The sequence below is a fragment of the Acidimicrobiales bacterium genome (assembly GCA_041394245.1).
GTDB lineage: Bacteria > Actinomycetota > Acidimicrobiia > Acidimicrobiales > Aldehydirespiratoraceae > JAJRXC01.
In genome coordinates, this window is record JAWKIR010000002.1 from 1,950,757 (window position 1) to 1,972,882 (window position 22,126).

Genomic DNA, 22,126 nt, shown 5'->3' on the forward strand with positions numbered 1-22,126 from the left:
GGTGGCGGGTCAGCGGTGACGGTGGAAGTCGACGGGCTCGGGCGGGAGGGGTTCGTTGCCGAGGATCAGGTCGGCGGCCTTCTCGGCCAGCATCATGACCGGGGCGTAGATGTTGCCGTTGGTCACGTAGGGCATGGCCGAAGCATCCACCACCCGGAGACCCCCCACACCGTGGACCGACATCGACATCGGGTCGAGCACGGCGTCGTCGCCGACACCCATCTTCGCCGTGCACGACGGGTGCAACGCCGTCTCGGCGTCGTTGCGGACCCACTCGAGGATCTCCTCGTCGGTCTCGACACCGGGGCCGGGTGAGACCTCGCCACCGTTGAACGGGTCCATCGCCGGCTGGCCGAGAATCCGGCGGGCGTGACGCACGGCCTCGACCCATTCGCGCCGGTCGTTCTCGGTCGAGAGGTAGTTGAACCGCAGTGCCGGCTTCTCGCGGGGATCGCGGCTCGTGATCTCGACCGAACCACGGGTGTCGGCGTACATCGGGCCGACATGGACCTGGTAGCCGTGGCCGCCTTCCGGCGTCGATCCGTCGTAGCGGATCGCGATGGGGAGGAAATGAAACATCAGGTTCGGGTAGTCGACGTCGTCGTTGCTGCGGATGAACCCGCCCGCCTCGAAGTGGTTCGACGCCCCGGGTCCCTTGCGAAAGAGCCACTGGAGTCCGATCCACGGTCGCTTCCAGAGGGCGAGGTTGGGCTGGAGCGACACCGGCTGGGTGCAGGCGTACTGCACGTAGACCTCGAGGTGGTCCTGCAGGTTCTGGCCGACGCCGGGCACATCGGCGACCACCGGGATCCCGTGTCGTTCGAGCAGCGCAGCCGGACCGACGCCCGAGAGTTGCATGAGCTGGGGCGTGTTGACGGCGCCGCCACAGAGGATGACCTCGCCCGCGTCGACCACCCGATCGCGCCCCCGATGCCGGAACTCCACACCCGTGGCCCGCGTACCGTCGAAGCGCACGCGGTCGACCATCGCCCCCGTGAGCAGATCGAGGTTGGGTCGTCCGAGCACGGGATGCAGGTATGCCCGCGCGGCACTGAGCCGTCGGCCGCGGTGCACATTGCGGTCGAACGCATTGAAGCCTTCCTGGCGGAACCCGTTGACATCGGACGTGCGGGGATGGCCGGCCTGCACCGTCGCCTCGAGGAACGCATCGAACAGCGGGTTCGTGGCCGGCCCACGCTCGAGCACGAGCGGTCCGTCGGCGCCGCGGTAGTCGGGTCCGTCGTCGGTCGCGAGACAGTTCTCCATCCGTTTGAAGTACGGCAGGCAGTGGGCGTAGTCCCAGCGCTCCATGCCCGGGTCGGCCGCCCATCGCTCGTAGTCGAGCGGGTTGCCGCGTTGGAAGATCATCCCGTTGATGCTCGACGACCCGCCGAGGACCTTGCCGCGGGCGTGATAGATCCGACGGCCGTTCATGTGGGGCTCGGGTTCGGACTCGTACCTCCAGTCGTAGAAGCGGTTGCCGATACCGAACGACAGCGCAGCCGGCATGTGGATGTAGACGTCGAACTTCCAGTCGCGACGGCCCGCCTCGAGCACGAGCACCGAGGTCGACGGATCGGCCGAGAGCCGGTTGGCGACGGCGCAGCCGGCCGAGCCGCCACCGACGATCACGTAGTCGTAGCGCTGCCGTGACCCCATCTCAGAACGCCACCAGGTCTGATCCGAGCGGGCTCGGCGCACCGAGAGCGGTGAGATCGACGATGGTCGGAGCGCCGATGGTCGAGCCGGCATCCGCAGCGACGGGGACCACCGCGAGTCGGGCAGTGTCCCGCGGGCCGACCATGGCGACGAGCAGGTCCGCTCCGGGCACCCAGGCGAGTGCGATCACGGCACCCTCGACCTCGAGTTCGCGAACCTCACCGGAGTCGACCTCCACGACGACGACGGTGGCCCCGTCGCGCCCGGCCACCCATCGCCCGTCCGCGGACAGGGTCGGCGTACCGAGCCGACCGGCCACCTCATCGGCGAGCGCGGCCGACGCACCGACCCCGTCGACCACATCGGTTCGACACGTGAAGCTGGTGTCGCACCGCACCTCGACGCGGTACGGACCCGCCGCCGCGATCACCGCGGCGTCGCTCACCCGCTCGAGTCCGGAAAACCCGACCTCGTAGGTTGCTCCCTCGGGCCCGGCCACGAGCACGCCCACACCGGGCGCGGCAAGACGGCGCGAGCCGGGCGGCAACGGGATGGACGGACCGAACGAACCGTCGCTGGCCTGACCGACGAACACCTCACCGGCGTCGTCGATGCCCGATGCCGCCGGAACGAACACATACTGATTCGGCACCGCAGTCGAGACGAGTCGATAGTTGGTGGCCAGCACGAAGGGTTCGTCGGGTACGGCTGGATGCACCGCCAGGGTTCGCCGGTCGTCGGCCACGAGTACGAACGGGTCGGCGTAGGCGACCGCGGGCGAGGTGAGCGCCACATCGGTCAGATCGAACGTCGCCGACTCGATCTCCACGATCACGAGGCCCTCAGCCGAGGCGTAGGCGACACGCGTCCCCGAGGCAGCGCCGAGGTCGGCTGCCGGCGGCGCCGGTGCCGACGGAGCCGTTGACGTCGGTGGGGCCTCGGCGAACGGCTCCTCGTCGCCTTCGGGCAGGAGGATCAGGATCGCCGAGATCGCCGCCAGCGCGAGGATCAACGCGAACAGCGCGCCGCGACGCGGCTCGCCGTGCCCACCGGATGACCCGACATGGTGCTCGGAAAATGACGCGGCACGAGGCCGACCGCACTCGGGACAGATCGCCTCGACCTGATGGCCGTCCATGGTCTACTCCCCTCCGCCCATTTCCCGAACCCGCAATCGCGGCCATGCTAAGAGTGAACCGGCATGACCCCGCCGACCCCCACGCCCGTTCGCTCGCTGGGCATCGCGCTCGGATTCGGCGGGGCACTCCTGCTCAGCAGCGACTCGTTGGTGGTGCGCACCGTCGACGTCGGTCCGTGGGACGTGGCGTTCTGGGTCGGGTTGTGCAGCGGCATCTCGGTGTTCGTCGTGCTGGCGGCTCGCGGCGGCATCGGCCTGCGCCGTGAGGGATGGCCGATGTGGGCATCGGCCGCGCTCCAGACCGCGAGCAGCCTGCTGTTCATCCTCGGGGTGAAGGCCACCACGGTCGCCAATGTGGTCGTCATCCTCGCGGCGGCGCCCGTCGTGGGCGCCGTGACCGCCCGTGTCGTGTTGGGCGAGCGCACGGGGCGACGAGTGTGGGCTGCGATCGGGGCGACCTTCATCGGCATCACCATCGTCGTGGGCGACTCGCTGGGGGCGGGCCGGATCACCGGCGACCTCTATGCACTCGGCGCCGTCGCCTCGTTCGCCGTCAACCTGACCCTCTGGCGCCACCACCAGGAGCTGCGCCGCACCCTCGCGGTCGGGCTCGCCGGATGGATGATGGCCGCTGCGGCGCTGGTCCCGGCCGACATCACCGCACCCGGCACTCGTGATCTCGTCCTGCTGATCGTGCTCGGCGCGGTGATCGGGCCGATCGCCCGGATCTGCCTCGGAACCGCGACCCGTCATCTGTCGGCCGCCGAGGTGTCGCTGTTCGTCCCGGTGGAGACCGTTTCGGCCACGGTCGGGGCGTGGATCGCCTTCGGCGAGCAGCCGCCCGTGGCCACTGCGGTGGGGGGATGCATCGTGCTCGGCTCGGTGGTGGGCGGACTCGCCCGACGTCGGCCGGGCTGAGGCCCCCGACCCCGGACGCGGCGAACGCCGGACCCGAGGGCCCGGCGTTCGCACTGGATCGTCGGTGGGGATCAGGCCGAGGCCAGCGCCGTGGCGATCCATTCGTCGATGAGGTCGCGGTTGTTCTCGATCCAGGTGGTCGCGATCTCGACCACGTCCTCCTGGGTGCCGTCGCTGTTGGCCAGATCGACCTGGGCGACCGAGATGTCGATCACCGAGGGCTTGATCTGCTCGAACAGGGTCTTCAGGACCGGGTTGGCCGCCAGGAAGTCGGCGTTGGCCGTCACCTGGATGTTGGCTGGGACCCACCCGAGCTGACAGGGCTGGGTGCAGAACTCTTCACTGAAGCCGGTGAAGCCGGGGCGCTGGTCGTGGAACTCGCCGCCGTCGATGCCCGCCGGGTTGGAGTCGTCGATGACGTCGTCGGGGTGCATGGTGATCCACATCACGTTGTCGCCGGGGATGGCCTCGGTGACATAGGAGCTCGGGGTCCACGTGTAGATCATGGCCGGTTCACCGGCATTGACCTTGTCGAGGAAGTCGGCGAAGAGGGCGTCGTAGCTGGCGATCTCCTGCTCGAAGTTGTCCCAGCCGTAGAACGCGAGCTGGTTGGTGATGATGTCGTCACAGGTGAACGACTCCTGGCAGCCGTAGATGTTGCCCTTGCCGTTGCCGTCGTAGTCGAACAGGGCGAGCAGGTCGGGGTCGTCGTGGATCTGCTGCATCGAGGTGATGCCGTACTCGTCGACGGTCGACTTGGTGATCAGGAAGCCCTGGACGCCGGCCGACTCGAAGAGTCCCGAGACGATCTCGATGTGGTCGCCGACGAGCGAGCCGTCGGGCAGCTCGTTCTCGTGCCAGCTGAGGTGACCCGGGTACCAGCTGTTGGTCCAGAAGTCGAAGTCGCCCTCGGCCATCGCGGTGTAGGCGTTGGACGGGCCGAGCTCGATCTCGGCGGGATCGGTCACGTCGTAGCCGAGTTCGGCGAGGATCTGGTGGTAGATCTCGGCCTGGATGTAGCCACTCTGCCAGTCGGCACGGGCCATGGTGACGGTGACGCCCTCACCGGGCAGGGCTTCATCACCCGGATCACCCGAGTCGCCGGAGCTTCCGGCGTCGGTGTCGGTGTCGTCGCCACAGGCGGCGACCAGGAGCGCGAATGCGGCCAGCAGTGCCAGCAGCCATCGCGAGCGATGCAGGGTTGAGCGTGTTGTATCCATGCGTCGCACCCTAGTGAGCGCCCCCACATACGACATGGAAGCATCAACTATTGTCATGGAATCCGGGATTCGTCCCAGAACGCGGCTATGCGGGCACCGGTTCGAGGGCATCCTCCGCGGCTTCACGCTCGAGCAGCGTGTCGGTGTCCTCATAGCGCCGGGCGCGGTCCATGTTGGCGACCATCCCACGGGCGGAGCCCAGGAAGAAGAAGCCGCCCACGAAGACGAGGAAGGCGCCGACGCCACTCACGAACCCCGGATCGGCCACCCGGAGCAGGCTCGCGATCCAGCCGGCGGCGATGATCATCAGCGCGGCGCCGAGGCCGAGGACCCCGGCGCTGGCCCGCCACCGGACCATGTCGTCGGCACCGCCCAGCCCCGCGGCCGGCACGGTGAGGACGAGCGCGAGCCCGGCGAGGACCACGATGAGCAAGCCGAGACCCGCACCGTCGGCGGTCCATGCGTCATTGATGACGCGTTCGGTGCGGCGGGCCTGGTTCATCCGGTTCTGGATGATGTTGGCGTTCTCCAACGCCACCGCCGGGTTGAGCTCGGCCTCGCGCTCGAGCTCGTCGAGCTCCGCCTGCAGTTCGGGCGTGATCACACTCTCCTCGCGGGCATCGAACGACCAGCCGGCCAGCGTGCCACCGAGGATGACGAGTCCGGCGATCACCGCGCCGATCACTCGACCCCATGCGATGTCGAGGCTGAGGGGCCTGATCGGCGTGAAGGGCGCGGCGAGCACCGCGGTGACGGATCCGGCCACCGCGAGCACGGCACCGACGACGGCGACCCAGAGGCCGATGCCATCGGAGTAGGACGCCACATCGACGCCCGGTGAGATCGCGAGATAGGCCACGACCGCGCCGAGCATTCCGAGCGAGGCGATGAGGGCACCGTCGGCACTCAGGTAGCGGCCACCACGGCTGCGACGCCGGATGGTGTCGACGACCGCCAGCAGGATCCACACCCCGAGGCCGAGGACGATCAGGCCGAACCACGAGCCGCCCGACGCCGAGACACCGTTGAAGTCGGAGCCGGCGAGGTCGGTGTCGGCCGCTCGGGCATGACTGCTGATCAATCCGGCGTCCTCACCCCAGGGCAGCGCGGTCGCCACGGCGGCGACCAGTGCTCCCGCCGCTGCGAGGAGCAATCCGGTGCGCTCGCGACCCGTGACGGCGACGGCTTCGCCGTCGGTGCCCGACGGCTCGTCGCCACCCCGCGAGAGCAGCGCCGACGGGTCGTTGCGATGCCGCCACGCGGCGGCGATGCGACCGAGGAGGGGCTGGTCGCTGTCCTCAGGCTGGGAGATGCGGTCGAGCACCACAGCGACGAGGAAGAACGCGAGGCCGGCCGAGGCCGCGAGCCCCACATCGAGATTGGTGATGGCACGGAACAACAGTCGACCGAGCCCGCCGGCGCCCATGATCGCGGCGATGCCGAGCATCGAGATCGACAGCAGCAGTGTCTGGTTGAGCCCCGTCATGATCGCCGGGCTCGCCAGCGGGAGCTGGACGTCGAACAGGACGCGCCGCTCCGCCGCGCCATAGGCCCGGGCAGCTTCGACCACGTCCTCGGGCACCTGTCGTATGCCGAGATTGGTCAGGCGTATGAGCGGTGGGAGCGCGAACACCATGGTCACCATGGTCGCCGCCTCCTCCCCGATGCCGAAGAAGAAGATGAACGGCAACATGTAGACGAACGCGTGGACGACCTGCATGGCGTCGAGAACCGGCCGCACGACCGACCACAGACCGTCGATGCGACCACACGCCACACCGACCGGGATGCCGATGAGCGCACACAACAACACCGCCACGAGAATGAACCCGATCGTGCGAGCGGTCTCGATCCAGTAGTTGTCGCCGAGGAGGCCGCAGAACGCGAGCGCCATGCCGGCGAACAGGCCGACGCGCACGTTGCGCACGAGCGAGCCGATCAGCACGAACCCGAGCACGATCCAGAACCACGAGATCTTGATCAGGAAGTCGTCGACGAGATTCGTGAGCAGGAAGGTGAACGGCCACTCGATGGCGTCGAGCAGCCACCCGAGGTTGTTGTCGATCCAGTCGACCGACTGATCGACCCACGCGCCGAACGGCACGGTGAACTCGTCGAGCGCGTCGTTCTCGAGAAGGCCGACGTCCTGGGCCAATCCGATCGCGGACATCACATGAACACCTCTCGCTCGAACTGATCTATCAACTGCTCGACCCGACCCATTTCCTCCATGATGTGGCGGGGGTCGACATTGCCCACCATGACCCCGTCGTCGTCGACGACGGCGATCGGGAGGCCCCGCCCGGCGGCCGCGTAGACCTCGTTGAGCGTGCTGGTCGGCGGACATTGCTCGAAATCGCTGCGCAGTGCGGCCTCGACTTCGGTGCTGCCCATCGACCCGGCGCGAATGCCGTCGGCCGCGGTGAGCAGGGCCACCGGCCGGCCGGCGTCGTCGAGGACGAACGCTCCGGCCCGGTCGTCGAGGCTGCGCAACGCGGCGGTGAGGTCGACGGATCGGTCGACCGGCCGGGGTGCCTGCATGATCTCGTGCACCTCGATCACCCGCCCCTGGTCGACGTCCTGTACGAACTCGGCCACGTAGCCGGTTGCCGGCTGGGTGAGGATCTCCTCTGGGGTGCCGATCTGCACGACCTCGCCGTCTTTCATGATGCACACGCGGTCCCCGATGCGCAGGGCCTCGTTGAGGTCGTGGGTGATGAACAGGATCGTCTTCTGGACCCGCTCCTGGATCGCCATCATCTCGTCCTGCATCTGGCGACGGATGAGCGGGTCGAGCGCGCTGAACGCCTCGTCCATGAGGAGGATGTCGGGGTCGCTGGCGAGAGCCCGGGCAAGACCGACCCGCTGCTGCATGCCGCCGGAGAGCTGACTCGGCATGCTCTCGGCGTAGGCGTCGAGCCCGGTCATCGCGAGTGCTTCGATCGATGCCCGGTCGCGCTCGGCCCGCCCGACTCCCTGCACCTTCAACCCGTAGCCGACGTTGTCGATCACATTGCGGTGGGGGAACAGCGCGAAGTGCTGGAAGACCATCCCCATCTTCTCGCGGCGGAAGTGTTGCAACGCCGTACCGTCGAGCTGCTGGACGTCGACCCCGTCCACCCAGACATGGCCGGCAGTGGCGTCGAAGAGCTTGTTGACGGTGCGCAGCGCCGTGGACTTCCCCGAGCCCGAGAGGCCCATCACTACGAAGATCTCGCCTCGACGGACGGAGAAGTTGACATCCCGGAGACCGACGACATGCCCGGTGAGCCGCTGCACGTCGTTCTTCCCGTAGCCCTCCTGCGACAACTCGTAGGCCCGCCCCGTGGGGCGGGGCCCGAAGATCTTGTAGATCCCCTCGAGCCGAATGATCTCGTCGTTGTCGCTGCTCATGAGCCCCTCGGATTCGGTGGTCGACCGCGAGCCACCTCGCCCTGCCAGCGGTCGGACAGCATCACGCGTCGCACCAGAAGGGGGCCTGAGGAGGCTCGGTCGACCATAGCCGATCGCCCGGGAAGGGCAACTCGGACCGTCAGGCGGAGACGGGCGAGGACAGCTCGAGGAGCAATTCGGCGACCAACGCGTCGGCGATCGGTGGGATCGGTTCCTTGCCGTGTCGCACGATCTGACACATCCGCGGGAGCGGGACGAGACCGAACTCGGGCATCCATTCGACGATCTCGTCGGAGAGTTGGCGCCGGCTCACCACCCCGACCCCGAGGCCCGCGGCGATCGCCGCCTCGACACTCACACGGCTCTGCCCGGAGAACGCGAGCCGGTAGCGCTGCCCGGCCGCCTCGAGGCCGGCCGCGGCCAGCGGCAGGTAGCAGCACTCGCTGCCGTAGGAGACGAGCGGGACGGGCACGTCGGTCGGCTGCTGGTGCGCCGATGCCGCCCACGCGAGATCGTCGTACCACAGCACTCGATCGGTCGGCTCGACCTCCGGCTCGGTGACCTGCAGCACCGCCACGTCGAGGCGACCCTTGTGCAGCATCGCCGCCAGGACGTTGCTCTGCTCGACGTGGTACTCGACGCTGGCGAGCGGATGGATCCGACCGAACCGTCCGAGCAGGTCGACGAGCTGGGTCGCGCTGATCTCCTCGTTCGCCCCGACCCGCACCTGCCCGGTCAGCTCGGAGCTGGTGAGGCGGGCGACCATCTCGTCGTGCATCCCCACGATCGAACGGGCGTGGTCGAGCATCAGCTCACCGTCGGGCGACGGGCGCAGCGTGTGGCCGTCGCGGATCAGCAAGGGGCGACCGACGCGCTCTTCGAGCCGCTTGATCTTCCAGCTCACCGCCGACTGGCTGAGACCGAGCACCTCTGCCGCCCGGGTCATCCCGCCCACATCGAGCACCGTCAGGAAGGTTCGCAGCGATGGCACGTCGAGGTTCATGATGCCGAGTGTAGGCAACCGGCCAGTGCATGACAGGGCCTCGTGAAAAGCATCGAATTGTGTGGGTTGCGTCATGGGCATCGGAGGCCGAAAGTGGACGTATGCGCAGTCGCCATCCTCACACCCCCCTCGCCCCCCGCACCACGCAGTCGGCCGCGGCCCGCGCCGTCATGGGTCCGGGCGCGCGGCTGCCCGGGCCGAGTGGTCGCATCGTCAGCCTTGCCATGGGCGAGCGCACCGGTCGCGCCGCACCGTCGGCCCGACTCGCGGGCGCCGTGGCGCGCCCGAATCACCGTCGGCGAGGCTGACGCGAGGCGATTGCCCCGGAACAGCACGCCCTAGGGACGGGCTGAGAAGCCGACGGTCTCGCCGACCGCCCCGATGAAGGTGAGACGGTTCTCGTCGATCATGAAGCCCGTCGACTCGGTGATTCCGGCGCTGGCGATCGCGACGATCTCGCAAGCCGGTGACGTGTCGATGGCGACCGCGCTCGTCACTTCGAACGCGCCATCTCGTCCGTCGGCGTATTCGACCGTCGAGACAGCGGCGCAATCGGGTCCTGCGAGCACCGCTTCGCCGCGCTCGATGACGAGCGTCACGCCCTCCATGTCGGCCCGGTTCGTCGCCGCCCGTTCGACGCCCTCGCCCGAGTAGACCGTGTCGAAGTGCCAGACCGTGCCCTCGAGCCGCTGGTGCACCGGCGGCGGGGCCTGCTCGTAGCGGATCTCGACCGTGTCGCCGGAGAGCGTCATCCCGGCGGGGTCGACCGCCCAGGCCGTGACCGAGCCGAGGGCTTGGCCGTAGGCAGCCTCGAACTCCATACGGCCGTCCTCCAGGCAGGCCATCTCGGTCTGGCCGATGGCGCCGAGGGTCAGGGTGCCGTCGTCGGCCGCGTCGATCTCGCCGAAGAACGAGTTGCAACCGAGGTTGCCGGACATCTCGCCGAGCTGGATGGTGATCTCGAGCTCGCCGTCGGGCAACGACACCGCGGTCCCGTCGACCGTCAACGACCGCAGGATCCAGTCGCCGGCGACGGACGGCCGGGTGCCGGCGTCGTCCCCGGGGTCGTCGGTCGTGACCGAGTCGACTTCGTCGCCGCACGCGGCGGCAACGACGAGGCACAGAACAGCGAGGGCGAGAAGTCGGCGCATGACCGTTCGACGATCAGACCTCGGCGTCGGTTCCCGACAGCTGCGCTTCGCGCCGGATCACCAGCGACAGCGCGCCGAGCACGACGGCGATGCCGACCACCTGCACCGCCCCGACGGACTGGTCGAGGAAGATCACGCCGCCGATGGTCGAGAGCACCGGAACTGCGAGTGTGAGCATCGAACTGATCGCCAGGCGTACCCGCGGATGCGCCCAGTTCATGAGCATGTGCCCGGTCCCGGGGACCGCGAGCAGCGCGAACAACCACACCCAGTTCGACCCCGACGGGAACTCGATGCCGCCGCCGTCGACCAGCGCGATCGGAAACAGCACCACCGAGCCGACGATCCAGAGGCACGCCTGGAATTCGAGCGCCGGGACATGTTCGCGGGCGGCCTTGCCGAACGCGAAGTAGCCGGCGAACAGCACCAACGCGACCACCGACAGCAAGTCGCCGCGCAGACTCCATTCGGACGACGACGACGCCCCCGACATCACGAGGGCGACACCGACCAGCGAGATCACGCTGATCCCCAGGAGAAAGCGCGTGACCCGTTCGCCGAACTGACGGGCCGCCACGCCCATCAACAGCAGCGGCACGAGCGAACCGATCACGGTGGCACTCGCCACCGTCGTCGACTTGATCGCCACGAAGAACACCGCGATCTGGAGCGCGACCGTCGCGCCGGTGAGCATCGACCGCCGGAGGTGGTCGAGGGTGAGACGCCGACCCGAGAGATACAGGACTCCGACGTAGACGACCGCCGCGAGGAGGATGCGCCAGAAGGCGATCTGGAGCCCACCCATCGGCACCTTCGTGACCATGATGTTGCCGGACGCCCAGAACGTGACGGCGACCGAGGCGGCGCTCAGGCCCAGGCGAGCGTCCCTGGGCGCGAGTTCGACAGCGGTCATCGCCGACAATCTCGCACGTACCCGGCGTCGTGCGCGCCATGATTGACACAATGACGTCACCGATCGACCGGGCCCGCCTCCAACGGCGCACGCTCTTCACGCTCATCGGCTCGGTCGGTCCGGCCGGAATGGGGATGGCCGGCGGCTTCGCGGCCACCACACTGGCCTCGAAGGAGATCGTCGAGAACGAGAGCCTGGCGACCCTGGCCGCCACCATGATCAGCATCGGCGGCGCATTCGTCGCCGTACCGCTCTCGCGGTTCATGGCCCGTCGCGGACGGCGCCCGGGCCTGCGCATCGGCTGGACCGTCGCCGGCACCGGCGCGCTGCTCGCAGTGCTCGCCGTGGAGACGTCGACCTATCCCCTCCTCATCCTCGGAACCCTCGGTATCGGCGCCGGCAACGGCACCAACCTCGCCGCCCGCTACGCCGCCGCCGACCTCGCCGACGACGACAAGGTGGCTCGCTCGATCGGCATCCTCGTGTGGGCGTCGTCGATCGGGTCGATCCTCGGTCCGACGGTCGCCCTCGGCGCGACCGAACCGGTGGCCGAAGCGCTCGGGCTCGAGGCGCTGTCGGGTCCGTACCTGATGGCGATGTGCGTGTTCGCCCTCGCCGCCACCGTGGTCGAGGTCTTCCTGCGCCCCGATCCGCTCCTCACCGCGACCGGTGGCGACGGCCTGACCGCGCCGGCCCGGCCGTCGTTGCGGGAGTCGTTCTCCCGGATCGCCACGAACCGTCTCGCCGTCATCGCCGTCGGGGCCATGGCCGTTGGTCAGGCGGTGATGGTCGCGATCATGACGGTGACCCCGCTGCACATGGAGGACGGCGCCCACGAGAAGAAGATCATCGGCCTCGTCATCTCGCTCCACATCGTCGGCATGTACCTCTTCGCCCCGGTCGTCGGCTGGCTGGTCGACCGGCTGCCCAGCAGCCTCATCGTCGCCGTCGCCGGCGTGACCCTCTTCGTCGGCGGCGAACTCGCGTCGCACACCGACGCCGAGGACCGGCTCGGCGTCTTCACCGGGCTCTTCCTCATCGGGATCGGATGGTCGTTCGCGATGATCTCGGGCAGTTCGCTGTTGACCAGCGCCTTCGGCGTCGCCGAGCGGGCCGCGATCCAGGGCGCGGCCGACTTCACGATGGTTGCATCCGGTGCTGCAGCCGGGCTCACCTCGGGCGTCGTGGTGGAGGCCAGCAGCTACCACTCGCTCAGCCACTGGGCCGGCGTCGCCGCGCTCGCCCTCGTCGCCGCGGCCCTCTACCCGGTCGTCACGAAGGTCCGCACGCCCGAGCCCGTCTGAGTCACTCTCGCGTCTCGTCGAGGATCACCTCGGCCCGTCGGTACACCTGAAAGGACGAATCGCGGAACAATCACGTGCGTGAACCGGTTGACCTTCGCATGAGCGAGACCCCCCGCCCCACCCTCGGCCTCCGCCACGCCGTTCTCTGGGTCAGCGACCCGGCGGCGTCGGCTGCCTTCTACGAGAAGGCGCTCGGCCTCGCAGTCACGCACGACATGGGCAATGCGGTGTTCATGAGTTCCCCGGGCAGCGACACCGACCACGATCTCGGGCTCTTCCGGGCCGCCGATCCGCAGCCGCGCCCGCCGAGGGGAATCGGCCTCTACCACCTCTCCTGGGAGGTGGCGACGCTCCGCGAGCTCCGCGCCGCCCGGTCCCGCCTCATCGAGATGGGCGCGTACGTCGGCGAGAGCGACCACCACGTCAGCCGTTCGCTCTACGCCCGCGACCCCGACGGCATCGAGTTCGAGGTCATGTGGGAAGTCCCCCTCGACCGCGTGACCGATGGCGGAGCGATCACCGCACCGCTCGACCTCGACGCCGCCGATGCCGAATTCGGCGCCGACACGCCCGGACGCGGTGTCGGGCCGACTCAGCCCAGATAGACGCGTTCGTAGCGCGATCCCAACGACGTGAACACCTCGTAGGAGATCGTGCCGGCGGCCGCGCCGAGACGCTCGACCGAGGCAACGGGGCCGAGCAATTCGACCATGGACCCCGGCGCCCTCGCCGCCGGCGGCACATCGGTGACATCGAGGATCGTGAGATCCATCGAGACACGACCGACGACCGGAACGACCTGGCCCTCGATGACGGCCTCGGCCCGATTGGATCCGGCGCGGTGATAGCCGTCGGCGTAGCCCAGGCCGACAACGGCATGGACGCGGGGTCCGTCGACCACGTGGGTGGCGCCGTAGCCGATCTCGTCGCCCGTCTCCACTTCCCGGACCTGGAGGATCGGTGCCTCGAGTGTCACCACGGTCGAGAGCGGTCGATCGAGCGCGTCGCTGGGCGCACCGCCGTAGAGCGCGATGCCGGGACGTCCCAGGTCGAAGTGGAACTCCGTCCCGCGAAAGATCCCCGCCGAGTTCGCCAGCGACGCGAGTCCGCCGGGAAACGCGGCACGGATGGCGCGAAAGCGTTCGAGCTGCCGCTCCGACTGGTCGGTCGGCTCGTCGGCCGAGGCGAGATGGCTCACGACATGACGCAGGTCGAGGCCGTCGAGGCGGTCCGGCTCCTCCATCAGCGTGGCAGTGTCGCGACGACCCAGACCGGTCCGGTTGATGCCGGTGTCGAAGTGCACGCCGACGGGGAGCCGCACCCCTCGTCGAGACGCAGTCGCCTGCCAACCCGACAGCTGATCGAGGGTGATCACGACGGGGACGAGGCCGTGCACCACGAGGGCGTCCTCGGTTCCGGGCGCAGCTCCGTCGAAGACGTTGATGTTCGCCTGCGGCAGGATCCCGCGCAGCTCGATGCCCTCGTCCACATTGGCAACGAAGAACTCACCACATCCCTCGGACCACAATCGCCGCGCCACCGGTTCGATCCCCAGCCCGTAGGCATCGGCCTTCACCGCCGCACCCGCCGGTACGCCGGCGAGGCGCTCCCGTACGTGCCGATAGTTCTCGGCAAGCGCATCGAGATCGACGGTCAACCGGGGGCGGGAGTGCGGCACCCCGACAGTCTGCCCGCTCAACCGACGCCGATCAGGACCACCCCGGTCACGACGGTCCCGAGTCCGACCATCTGCCACCAACGAAGGGGATGCTGCTCGAAGATCGCGGCGAGGACCACCGTGACCGCCGGAAACATCGAGGCGGTCACGGTGATCTCGCTCAGTGACCCGCGCTGCGCTCCGGCGACGAACGCGCCGACGCCGGTGCCGGTGAGCACGCCGCCGACGATCCCCTGTCGCAGCAGCGACCGAGGGACGAATCGCGGAATACCGCGGGCGACGGCGACCACGGCGAGTACCGCGAACGCAGTGAACCGCTGGAAGACGGTCGCCCACATGCCGCTCTCGATCTCGGCCTGACCGATCAGGGTCAACGAGATCCCGAAACACGTGCCGGAGGCCAGGCCCCAGCCGACGCCGGCCAACGCCCGCTCGCCGAGTTCGGGCGAGAAGGTCGTCACCGCCAGACCGCAGAGCGACACGGCGATGCCGAAGACGACGAGGCCGGAGAGGTCGCCGCCGGTCGAGACGTCCCAGCCCACCGGGATGAGCGCGGTGACCACCGCGGTCACGGGCGAGACGACGGCCGCCGACGAGACGGCCATCCCGTGGTACAGCAGCGTGAGGGCGAAGCCCACGGTCAGCCCGCCGGCGGCACCGAACCCGACATCTCGGGCGACGAAATCGCTCTCGACCACGAGCAGCAGCGCCGATGCGCTGAGACCCCCGATGAGCAGATAGGTGAGAACGGTCGTGAACGCGTGCACACGCCTCGCGAGATACGCGCCGAAGAAGTCGCCGATCCCGATCGCGAACGAGAAGTAGATCCCGAGGGCCCAGACCAATGTGGTTCGCTACGCCCGGGGCTCGCGGGGCAGCCCCAGAAGCCGTTCGCCGAGGATGTTGCGCATGATGTTCGACGTCCCACCCATGATCGTGTAGGCGGGCGAATAGTTGATCGCCCGGGCGAGTTCGGCGTCGGCCGTCGCCGCCATCCCGAGCTGGCGGGCGGCGAACTCGGCCACCCGCTGCTCGTGCTCGGTGCAGAAGCACTTCGTTGCGGCGCTGAACCCGGCCGGCGCCTGCTTCAGCGCCTCGCGGTAGACGAGGATCCGACCGATCCGATAGCCGATCTCGAGCTGCGCGATCTCCTGACGAACCCGGGGATCATCGGTGTCGGCGACCTCGAGCGCTCGATCGTAGAGGGGCTTGTTGCTCACCAGCCGGTCGATGCCGCCCCGTTCGTGTTCGAGCTGGGCCATGGTCTGCTTGAAGGCATCGCCCTCGACCCCGACGAGGTTCTCGATCGGCACCCGCACGTCGGTGAAGTACACCTCGCAGAAGTGGGCGTTGGTGGTCATGTCCTTGATGGGCCGGACCTCGATACCGGGCCGGTCCATGGGCACGATGATCTCGCTCACCCCCCGGTGGGGCGGGCCCTCGCTCGACGTACGGCCGATGAGGTAGCAGTAGTCGGCGACGGCCGCGAACGAGGTCCAGATCTTCTGACCGTTGATGACCCACTCGTTGCCGTCGCGACGCACCGAGGTCTTCAGGCTGGCGAGATCGGACCCGGAATCGGGCTCGCTCATCCCGATGCACCACGTGGTCTCGCCACTCAGCATGCCGGGCAGGAACTCGGCCTGTTGGTCGGGAGTGCCGTAGGCGATGAGTCCGGGACCCATCTGGCGATCGGCGAACCAGCTCGCGGCGATCGGCGCCCCGACGGAGATCATCTCCTCGCCCATGATGATCCGCTCGATGTTGGAGCGGCCGCCGCCACCGAACTCGGTCGGCCATGTCATTCCGATCCAGCCGTTGGCGGCGAGCACCTTCGAGAAATCCTCGGAGTACCCGTTGATCCACGAGTCGGTGTGGGCGCCGTACTTCTCGACGCCGTCGAGCGCCACCGCGCGGGCACGGGCGCGCAGTTCTTCGAGTTCGAGCGGGAGGGAGAAGTCCAACATCGCCCGCAAGGGTACGCGCGAGATCGTGCTGCGACGCTTCGGGTCAACACTCGGCGAACCCGGCCGACTGACTACTGTGGCAGCAGATTCACGGACCCGGATGGGCCATCGCCCCGAGCTCGACGGGGTCAGGGCGCTCGCCGTCGGAGCCGTCGTCGCCCTGCACTATGCGGGCGAGCTCCGCGGGGTGATTCCCGGTGGCGGGTTGGGTGTCAATGCGTTCTTCGTCGTCAGCGGATTCCTCATCACCCGACTCCTCCTCGAGGAAGTCGACCGCGATCGGAAGGTGGATCTCCGCGGCTTCTACCGGCGACGTGTCGCCCGCCTCGCTCCCGCCTTCGCCGTGTTCCTCGCTGGCGTCCTGGCCCTGCAACTGCTCCTCGATCTCTACGGCGACACGACCCGCGTGGTGCGCGGCTCCATCACCAGCGCGTTCTACGTGCACAACTGGGCGATGGCTGCCGGTCACTCCGATCCGGCGTTCGGCATCACCTGGTCGCTGGCGGTCGAGGAGCAGTTCTATCTCGTCTGGCCGGCGATCTTCGTGGTCGTGCACCGGCGCCACGGCGTGCTCGGCGTGGCCCGGCTCAGCGGTGGACTCGCCGTGTTCGGCGCGGTCGAGACCGCGGTGCGCTCTCTCGTCCTGGGCCACAGCACGGAGGTTCTCCAACTCGGGACCGACTCGAACGGCATGATCGGGTTGATGATCGGGTGCTGTCTGGCGGCAGGCGCGACCATCGCACCGTCCCCTCGACAAGATCCCGTCCTGCGCGCCGCGTTCGTCCCCGCCTGCGCTGCGGTCGGCGTCTTCGTCTTCGCGTATCCCGGCTCGGGCACGTTGATGGTCCGCGGTGGCTACTTCGTCTTCTCCCTCCTCATCGCGACGATCGTGTTGACGCTCGTCCGCGGGGCGGTTCGTCCCGGGCTGCTGACGTGGCGGGCGGTCCAGTGGGTCGGTCGCGCCTCGTATGGGATCTACCTCTTCCACATGCCGGCGCTGAAACTCGGCTACGAGGTGCTCCCCGATCAGCCGGAGGCGGCCCGCATCGTCGCCCTCCTGCTCACGCTGGTCGCGAGCGCTGCGTCGTTGCGTTGGGTGGAGCGCCCGCTCCGCCACCGCATCAGCGCCGGTCCCCGCCGGACGGCATCGAGTCGGCCCTCCGGGTTGCGTCCCGGAGCGGCCACGCACCTACCCGCGTGACGGGGGCTGGACGTACTGCCAGCCGAATCGGCCCTTGATGCAGAGGTGGCCGTGGGTGACGGAGTGGTCGGCCGGTGAGGTGACCTTCACGATCCGGTCGTCCTGGGTGTGGAGTTCGAGATTGCAGCCGACACCGCAGAACGAGCAGACCGTCGTGGTGACCGACTGGTCCTCGGGACGCCACTCCCCCGCATTGCGCAGGTCGAACTCGGTACGGAACTGGATGGCGCCTGTCGGGCACACGCCGATGCAGTTGCCGCAGTAGACACACGCCGAGTCGGGCAGGGTCACGTCGAACTCGGTCGAGATCCGGGCGTCGAACCCACGACCGCTCACGGCGATCGCGAACGTGTGCTGGGCGTCGTCGCCGCACGCCTCGACGCACTTGTAGCAGAGGACGCACTTGTCGTAGTCGCGGATGTAGAGGTCGTCGTGGACCTTGATCTCCTCGTCGATCCGTTCGGCCGGCAGCTCGGGCTGGTCGTAGCGAGCGGGGTCGGCGCCGTAGTGCTCCATCCACTCGGCCAACTCGGTGGCCTGGCCGAGGTCGACGCCGGAGCCGAGGAACTCGAGCACCATCCGGCGGCTGTGCCGCACCCGCTCGGAGTCGGTCTCGATGACCATGCCCTCCTCGGCGGTGCGGGCACATGCCGGGACCAACGCCCTCGAACCCTCGACCTCGACCACACACACCCGGCAGACGTTGACCGGTGTGAGGTTCTCGGCCCAACACAATGTCGGCGTGTCGATGCCCACCGACTCGCAGGCCTTGTGGATCGACGTCCCCGCTGGAACGCGGACCGGCCGGCCGTCGATGGTGAGGGCGACGCCGACCTCGGGAGCGGTCACGGCGCCTCCCCGATCAGGCCCGACGCGAGCGCGGATTCGATGGCGGAGGCCGCCGTGTGGCCGAGCCCGCAGATCGACGCGTCGACCATCACGCGGGCCATGTCGTCGATCAACCTTCGTCGGTCGTCGCTCAGCGATCCGGTGCGGGTGAGATGGACCATCGTCTCGTGCTGGCGGACGGTCCCGACCCGGCAGGGGACGCACTGGCCACAGCTCTCGTTGCGGAAGAACTCGGCGATCCGCGTGCACACCGCGGTCATGTCGATCTCGTCGGTGAAGGCCATCACGACCCCCGAACCGAGTGTGGTGCCCCGGGCTCGGGTGTCCTCGAGCGTGAGGGGCATGTCGAGGGCGTCGGGCCCGACGAACGAACCGGCCGCTCCACCCATGAGCACGGCCGCGAGCGTGCCGCTCCCGGTGAGGCCGCCGGCGAGGTCCAACACCTCGCCGAGCGTGGTGCCGAAGTCGACCTCGTAGACGCCCGGCTTCCCGACCCGCCCCGACAGGCAGAGGAGCTTGGTGCCGGGGGAACCATCGGTGCCGACGGACCGGTACGCCTCGGCACCGTGGCGCACGACCTCGAGCGCGTTGAGCAGGGTCTCGGGATTGTTGACCGCAGTCGGTTCCCGGAAGAGGCCGTGGGTGGTCGGGAACGGCGGTTTGCTGCGGGGTTCGCCGCGGAAGCCCTCGATCGATGCGAACAGCGCCGTCTCCTCCCCGCAGATGTAGGCGCCGGCGCCGCGGCGGATCTCGATGTCGAAGCGATGACCGGATCCGGCCGCGTCGGCGCCGAGCAGGCCGGCCGCTCGCGCCTGGTCGACCGCGTCCTGGAGCCGCGCCGTGGCACGTGGGTACTCGCCGCGGATGTAGAGCCAGCCGTGCTCGGCCCCCGTCGCGAAGCCGGCGAGGGTGAGCGCCTCGACCACGGCGAACGGATCGTTCTCCATGACGACCCGGTCCTTGAACGTGCCCGGCTCGCTCTCGTCGCAGTTGGCGACGACATGCTTCGGACGACCCTGCTCCGCCGCGACCGCCTTCCACTTCACGCCCGTCGGGAACGCGGCGCCGCCCCGCCCCGACAAGCCGGACTCGGCGACGGCATCGCACACGGCGGCCGGGCCGAGCTCGATCGCGTGGGCCAGCGCGTCGTAGCCGCCGTGGCTCCGGTAGGAATCGAGCGAGGTGGGGTCGACGATGCCGACGTTGGCCAGCAGGCGCAGGGATGGGTCGCCCTGCTGCGGGATCCGCACGTCGACGGCGATCTCGTCGGCCGGGACGTGATCCGGGGCACCGACGCCCTGCACGAACCGGGCCGGCGCCCGCTCGCACTGCCCGAGACACGGCGACCGGTGCACGTGGGCGCCGGCCGCCTCGAGGTCGGCGATCAGCTCCTCGCTGCCGGCGATCTGACACGCCGCATCGACACAGACATGGGTCACCGGGCCGTCGTGATCGGGCTCGTCGACACGGAACATCTCGTAGAAGGTCGCGACGCCGTAGGCCTCCGCCGGCGGGACCTGCAGCACCTCGCACACGTGGTTGAGCCCTCCCGGGCTGATCCACCCCTTGGCGTGTTGGAGTGCGTGCAGGGCGGGCAGCAGGAGGTGGCGCCGCTCGCGACGCCGCGTCGCGCCGCCGATGACCAGCCGTTCGGTTTCGTGCACCACCGCCGGATCGTCGCCGATCGCGGCCCGCACGGCATCGATCTCGAGGTCGTCGGCGAGGTCGGGGCCGATGTAGAGGTCAGCCATCGGCGACCAACCGCTCGACGCGGATCGACGCGGCCTTGAACTCGGCCGTTCCCGAACGTGGGTCCCACTCGTCGTTGGTGAGGGTGTTGATGTCGACCAGCTCGGGGAAGTGGAACGTCGTGAACGTGAGGCCCTCGGGCAGGTCGATCTGCACCCGCACGTGCATCTCGACCGAACCGCGCGGCGAGGAGACGAGGACCCGCTCGCCGTCGGCGATGCCGAGCCGTTCGGCGTCGGCGGGGTTGACGTCGACCTCGTCGCCGTGGCGGATCGGCGACGGGAAGGCACCGGACTGCACCCCGGTGTTGTAGCTGTCGAGCGCCCGCCCGGTCGTGAGCCGCAGCGGGAAGGCCTCGCTGAGCTGTTCCTTCGGTCCTTCGAAGTTCGTGAGGCTGAACGGTGCCGGTTCACGACCTCCCAGGTCGTCCTCCCAGAGCCAGCCGTGCAGGAAGGGCGACCCCGGATGGTCGAGGTCGGGGCACGGCCACTGCAGACCACCCTCGACCTCCAGGCGCTCGTAACTCATCCCGGCGTGCAGCGGCGACAACGACCGCAGCTCGTCCCACAGATGCTCGGGAGTGGGCGTGCTCCAGTCGACACCCAGTCGGGTCGCGAGCTCCCCCAGGATCTCGTGGTCGTGGCGGCACTCGCCCGGCGGTGGCACCGCGGCCCGGACCCGTTGGACACGTCGCTCCGACGAGGTGACCGTGCCGTCGCACTCGGCCCAACCGACGGTCGCCGGGAGGACGACGTCGGCCAGCTCGGCGGTGCGGGTCATGAAGATGTCCTGCACGACGAGGATGTCGAGGCCCCGCAACAGGGCTCGGGCGTGGTCGACGTCGGCCTCGCTGTCGGCCGGGTTCTCCCCGATGACATAGACACCCTTGAGGCGGCCTTCCTCCATGGCCTCGAACATGAGCGTCAGGTGCAGACCCGGCTCGGACGGGAGCGCCATTCCGTAGACGGCCTCGAACTTCGCGTGAGCATCCGGGTCGCCGATGTCCTGGAAGCCGGGGAACTTGTCGGGGAGGGCGCCCATGTCGCCGCCGCCCTGCACGTTGTTCTGCCCGCGCAGCGGGACGAGGCCCGAACCCCACCGGCCGATGTGGCCCGTGAGGAGGGCGAGGTTGCACAGCGACAGCACGTTCTCCACCGCGTTGTGGTGTTCGGTGATCCCGAGGGTCCAGAGGATCTGCGCCTTCTCCGCGGTGGCGTAGGCGTGGGCCATCTCGCGGATCGCATGCGCGGGCACGCCGGTGAGGCGCTCGGCTTCGTCGAGTGTGTAGGGGTCGACGTGGGCCCGGTACGCCTCGAACCCCGACGTCGAGTGGGCGATGAACTCCTCGTCGTGGAGGTCGGCGGCGATGATCTCGCGCCCGACCGCGTTGGCGAGGGCGATGTCGCTGCCGACATCGATGCCGAGCCACACGTCGGCGAACTTCGACGAACTGCTGCGACGAGGGTCGACCGCGTACATGCGGGCGCCGTTGTCGAGACCCTTCAGCAGGTGATGGAAGAAGATCGGGTGGGCGTCACGGGCGTTGGACCCCCAGAGCAGGACGACGTCGACCTCCTCGATCTCCTCGTAGGAACAGGTGCCACCACCCGCCCCGAACACCGTCGCCAGACCGACGACGGAGGGGGCGTGTCAAGTCCGGTTGCAGGAGTCGATGTTGTTCGACCCCATCGCGGTGCGGATGAACTTCTGGGCCGCGTAGTTCATCTCGTTGGTCGACTTCGAACAGCTGAACATGCCGAACGCGCCGGGGCCGTGGTCGTCGCGGATCCGGGCGAACCCGTCGGCCACACGGGTCAAGGCTTCGTCCCATGTCGCCGCACGCAGGACCCCGTCGTCGCGGACCATCGGCACAGTGAGTCGCTCGAGTGGCGCCGCGTAGGTCTTGCCCCTGCGTCGTCGCTTCGGCACCGTCCCCTGACCGCGGTTCTCCATGACGGGAACGTACCCCATCACCGTCGCTCG

Annotated in this window: 18 protein-coding genes; 4 read left to right on the forward strand and 14 right to left on the reverse strand. The window is 68.9% G+C overall.

Translation table 11 applies throughout. The annotated features are described in order from the left end of the window. Nucleotides 1–9: 9 nt before the first annotated feature. Together betA and R2707_09855 are read right to left on the reverse strand one after the other, a co-directional pair. The gene (betA, locus tag R2707_09850) at nt 10–1,659 is read right to left on the reverse strand and encodes a choline dehydrogenase (protein ID MEZ5245387.1); all 1,650 of its coding nucleotides are present in this window, start codon (nt 1,657–1,659) and stop codon (nt 10–12) included. Between the two features lies 1 nt (nt 1,660). Continuing rightward, the gene (locus R2707_09855) at nt 1,661–2,797 is read right to left on the reverse strand and encodes a hypothetical protein (GenBank protein MEZ5245388.1); all 1,137 of its coding nucleotides are present in this window, start codon (nt 2,795–2,797) and stop codon (nt 1,661–1,663) included. A gap of 63 nt (nt 2,798–2,860) precedes the next feature. Here R2707_09855 and R2707_09860 point away from each other — a divergent pair, with 63 nt between their 5' ends. Continuing rightward, nucleotides 2,861–3,715 (forward strand): DMT family transporter, encoded by an 855-nt coding sequence (locus R2707_09860; protein ID MEZ5245389.1) that lies wholly within the window; start codon nt 2,861–2,863, stop codon nt 3,713–3,715. A 71-nt stretch (nt 3,716–3,786) separates the two neighbouring features. Here the strand turns inward: R2707_09860 and proX are convergent, their stop codons facing one another. The 6 genes from proX to R2707_09890 all read right to left on the reverse strand — a co-directional run bounded on the left by proX (nt 3,787) and on the right by R2707_09890 (nt 11,395). Beyond that, the gene (proX, locus tag R2707_09865; protein ID MEZ5245390.1) at nt 3,787–4,935 is read right to left on the reverse strand and encodes a glycine betaine/L-proline ABC transporter substrate-binding protein ProX; all 1,149 of its coding nucleotides are present in this window, start codon (nt 4,933–4,935) and stop codon (nt 3,787–3,789) included. A gap of 85 nt (nt 4,936–5,020) precedes the next feature. After that, nucleotides 5,021–7,105 carry an ABC transporter permease subunit gene (locus R2707_09870; GenBank protein ID MEZ5245391.1) on the reverse strand — a complete coding sequence of 695 codons (2,085 nt, stop codon included), beginning with the start codon at nt 7,103–7,105 and terminating at the stop codon, nt 5,021–5,023. Beyond that, entirely contained in the window at nt 7,105–8,328 is a 1,224-nt protein-coding gene (locus tag R2707_09875) for a betaine/proline/choline family ABC transporter ATP-binding protein (GenBank protein ID MEZ5245392.1), read from the reverse strand. Before R2707_09875 ends, R2707_09870 begins: the two co-directional genes overlap by 1 nt. 139 nt (nt 8,329–8,467) lie before the next feature. Continuing rightward, the gene (locus tag R2707_09880; protein MEZ5245393.1) at nt 8,468–9,331 is read right to left on the reverse strand and encodes a LysR family transcriptional regulator; all 864 of its coding nucleotides are present in this window, start codon (nt 9,329–9,331) and stop codon (nt 8,468–8,470) included. 338 nt (nt 9,332–9,669) lie between these two features. Continuing rightward, nucleotides 9,670–10,482 (reverse strand): META domain-containing protein, encoded by an 813-nt coding sequence (locus R2707_09885; GenBank protein ID MEZ5245394.1) that lies wholly within the window; start codon nt 10,480–10,482, stop codon nt 9,670–9,672. A gap of 13 nt (nt 10,483–10,495) precedes the next feature. After that, nucleotides 10,496–11,395 carry a DMT family transporter gene (locus R2707_09890; GenBank protein MEZ5245395.1) on the reverse strand — a complete coding sequence of 300 codons (900 nt, stop codon included), beginning with the start codon at nt 11,393–11,395 and terminating at the stop codon, nt 10,496–10,498. 50 nt (nt 11,396–11,445) lie between these two features. On the opposite strand from R2707_09890, the gene R2707_09895 reads away from it, so the two are divergent. Together R2707_09895 and R2707_09900 are read left to right on the forward strand one after the other, a co-directional pair. Further along, the gene (locus R2707_09895) at nt 11,446–12,699 is read left to right on the forward strand and encodes an MFS transporter (GenBank protein MEZ5245396.1); all 1,254 of its coding nucleotides are present in this window, start codon (nt 11,446–11,448) and stop codon (nt 12,697–12,699) included. 98 nt (nt 12,700–12,797) lie between these two features. Further along, a complete protein-coding gene (locus R2707_09900) occupies nt 12,798–13,304 on the forward strand; it encodes a VOC family protein (protein ID MEZ5245397.1) in 507 nt (168 codons plus the stop codon). Here the strand turns inward: R2707_09900 and alr are convergent. From alr to R2707_09915, 3 genes are read right to left on the reverse strand one after another with little or no spacing between them, the layout of a single operon-like run. Then, complete coding sequence (alr, locus tag R2707_09905) at nt 13,292–14,377, reverse strand: alanine racemase (GenBank protein ID MEZ5245398.1); 1,086 nt, start codon at nt 14,375–14,377, stop codon at nt 13,292–13,294. The two genes, R2707_09900 and alr, sit on opposite strands and share 13 nt — an antisense overlap. Before the next feature lie 17 nt (nt 14,378–14,394). Beyond that, nucleotides 14,395–15,222, reverse strand: coding sequence for a DMT family transporter (locus R2707_09910; GenBank protein ID MEZ5245399.1), 828 nt, complete (start codon nt 15,220–15,222; stop codon nt 14,395–14,397). Between the two features lie 9 nt (nt 15,223–15,231). Continuing rightward, nucleotides 15,232–16,344, reverse strand: coding sequence for an acyl-CoA dehydrogenase family protein (locus R2707_09915; GenBank protein MEZ5245400.1), 1,113 nt, complete (start codon nt 16,342–16,344; stop codon nt 15,232–15,234). A gap of 100 nt (nt 16,345–16,444) precedes the next feature. On the opposite strand from R2707_09915, the gene R2707_09920 reads away from it, so the two are divergent. Beyond that, a complete protein-coding gene (locus tag R2707_09920; GenBank protein MEZ5245401.1) occupies nt 16,445–17,545 on the forward strand; it encodes an acyltransferase in 1,101 nt (366 codons plus the stop codon). Here R2707_09920 and R2707_09925 read toward each other — a convergent pair. From R2707_09925 to R2707_09935, 3 genes are read right to left on the reverse strand one after another with little or no spacing between them, the layout of a single operon-like run. Beyond that, on the reverse strand, nt 17,534–18,394 hold the full coding sequence (locus tag R2707_09925; protein ID MEZ5245402.1) for a 2Fe-2S iron-sulfur cluster-binding protein: 861 nt from the start codon (nt 18,392–18,394) through the stop codon (nt 17,534–17,536). The genes R2707_09920 and R2707_09925 overlap by 12 nt on opposite strands. Continuing rightward, the gene (locus R2707_09930) at nt 18,391–20,145 is read right to left on the reverse strand and encodes an NAD(P)H-dependent oxidoreductase subunit E (protein ID MEZ5245403.1); all 1,755 of its coding nucleotides are present in this window, start codon (nt 20,143–20,145) and stop codon (nt 18,391–18,393) included. Before R2707_09930 ends, R2707_09925 begins: the two co-directional genes overlap by 4 nt. Then, nucleotides 20,138–22,072, reverse strand: a complete 1,935-nt coding sequence (locus tag R2707_09935) for a molybdopterin-dependent oxidoreductase (protein MEZ5245404.1) — start codon at nt 22,070–22,072, stop codon at nt 20,138–20,140. Before R2707_09935 ends, R2707_09930 begins: the two co-directional genes overlap by 8 nt. Nucleotides 22,073–22,126: the final 54 nt, after the last annotated feature.

Excerpts from the sequence above, each read along its gene's own strand:
- R2707_09855 (MEZ5245388.1), bottom strand. The coding sequence starts at position 2,797 with ATGGACGGCCATCAGGTCGAGGCGATCTGTCCCGAGTGCGGTCGGCCT.
- betA (MEZ5245387.1), bottom strand. The coding sequence starts at position 1,659 with ATGGGGTCACGGCAGCGCTACGACTACGTGATCGTCGGTGGCGGCTCG.
- R2707_09875 (MEZ5245392.1), bottom strand. The coding sequence starts at position 8,328 with ATGAGCAGCGACAACGACGAGATCATTCGGCTCGAGGGGATCTACAAG.
- R2707_09880 (MEZ5245393.1), bottom strand. The coding sequence starts at position 9,331 with ATGAACCTCGACGTGCCATCGCTGCGAACCTTCCTGACGGTGCTCGAT.
- R2707_09900 (MEZ5245397.1), top strand. The coding sequence starts at position 12,798 with ATGAGCGAGACCCCCCGCCCCACCCTCGGCCTCCGCCACGCCGTTCTC.
- R2707_09930 (MEZ5245403.1), bottom strand. The coding sequence starts at position 20,145 with ATGGCTGACCTCTACATCGGCCCCGACCTCGCCGACGACCTCGAGATC.
- R2707_09890 (MEZ5245395.1), bottom strand. The coding sequence starts at position 11,395 with ATGACCGCTGTCGAACTCGCGCCCAGGGACGCTCGCCTGGGCCTGAGC.
- R2707_09915 (MEZ5245400.1), bottom strand. The coding sequence starts at position 16,344 with ATGTTGGACTTCTCCCTCCCGCTCGAACTCGAAGAACTGCGCGCCCGT.
- R2707_09895 (MEZ5245396.1), top strand. The coding sequence starts at position 11,446 with ATGACGTCACCGATCGACCGGGCCCGCCTCCAACGGCGCACGCTCTTC.
- R2707_09920 (MEZ5245401.1), top strand. The coding sequence starts at position 16,445 with ATGGGCCATCGCCCCGAGCTCGACGGGGTCAGGGCGCTCGCCGTCGGA.
- proX (MEZ5245390.1), bottom strand. The coding sequence starts at position 4,935 with ATGGATACAACACGCTCAACCCTGCATCGCTCGCGATGGCTGCTGGCA.
- R2707_09885 (MEZ5245394.1), bottom strand. The coding sequence starts at position 10,482 with ATGCGCCGACTTCTCGCCCTCGCTGTTCTGTGCCTCGTCGTTGCCGCC.
- R2707_09870 (MEZ5245391.1), bottom strand. The coding sequence starts at position 7,105 with ATGTCCGCGATCGGATTGGCCCAGGACGTCGGCCTTCTCGAGAACGAC.
- R2707_09860 (MEZ5245389.1), top strand. The coding sequence starts at position 2,861 with ATGACCCCGCCGACCCCCACGCCCGTTCGCTCGCTGGGCATCGCGCTC.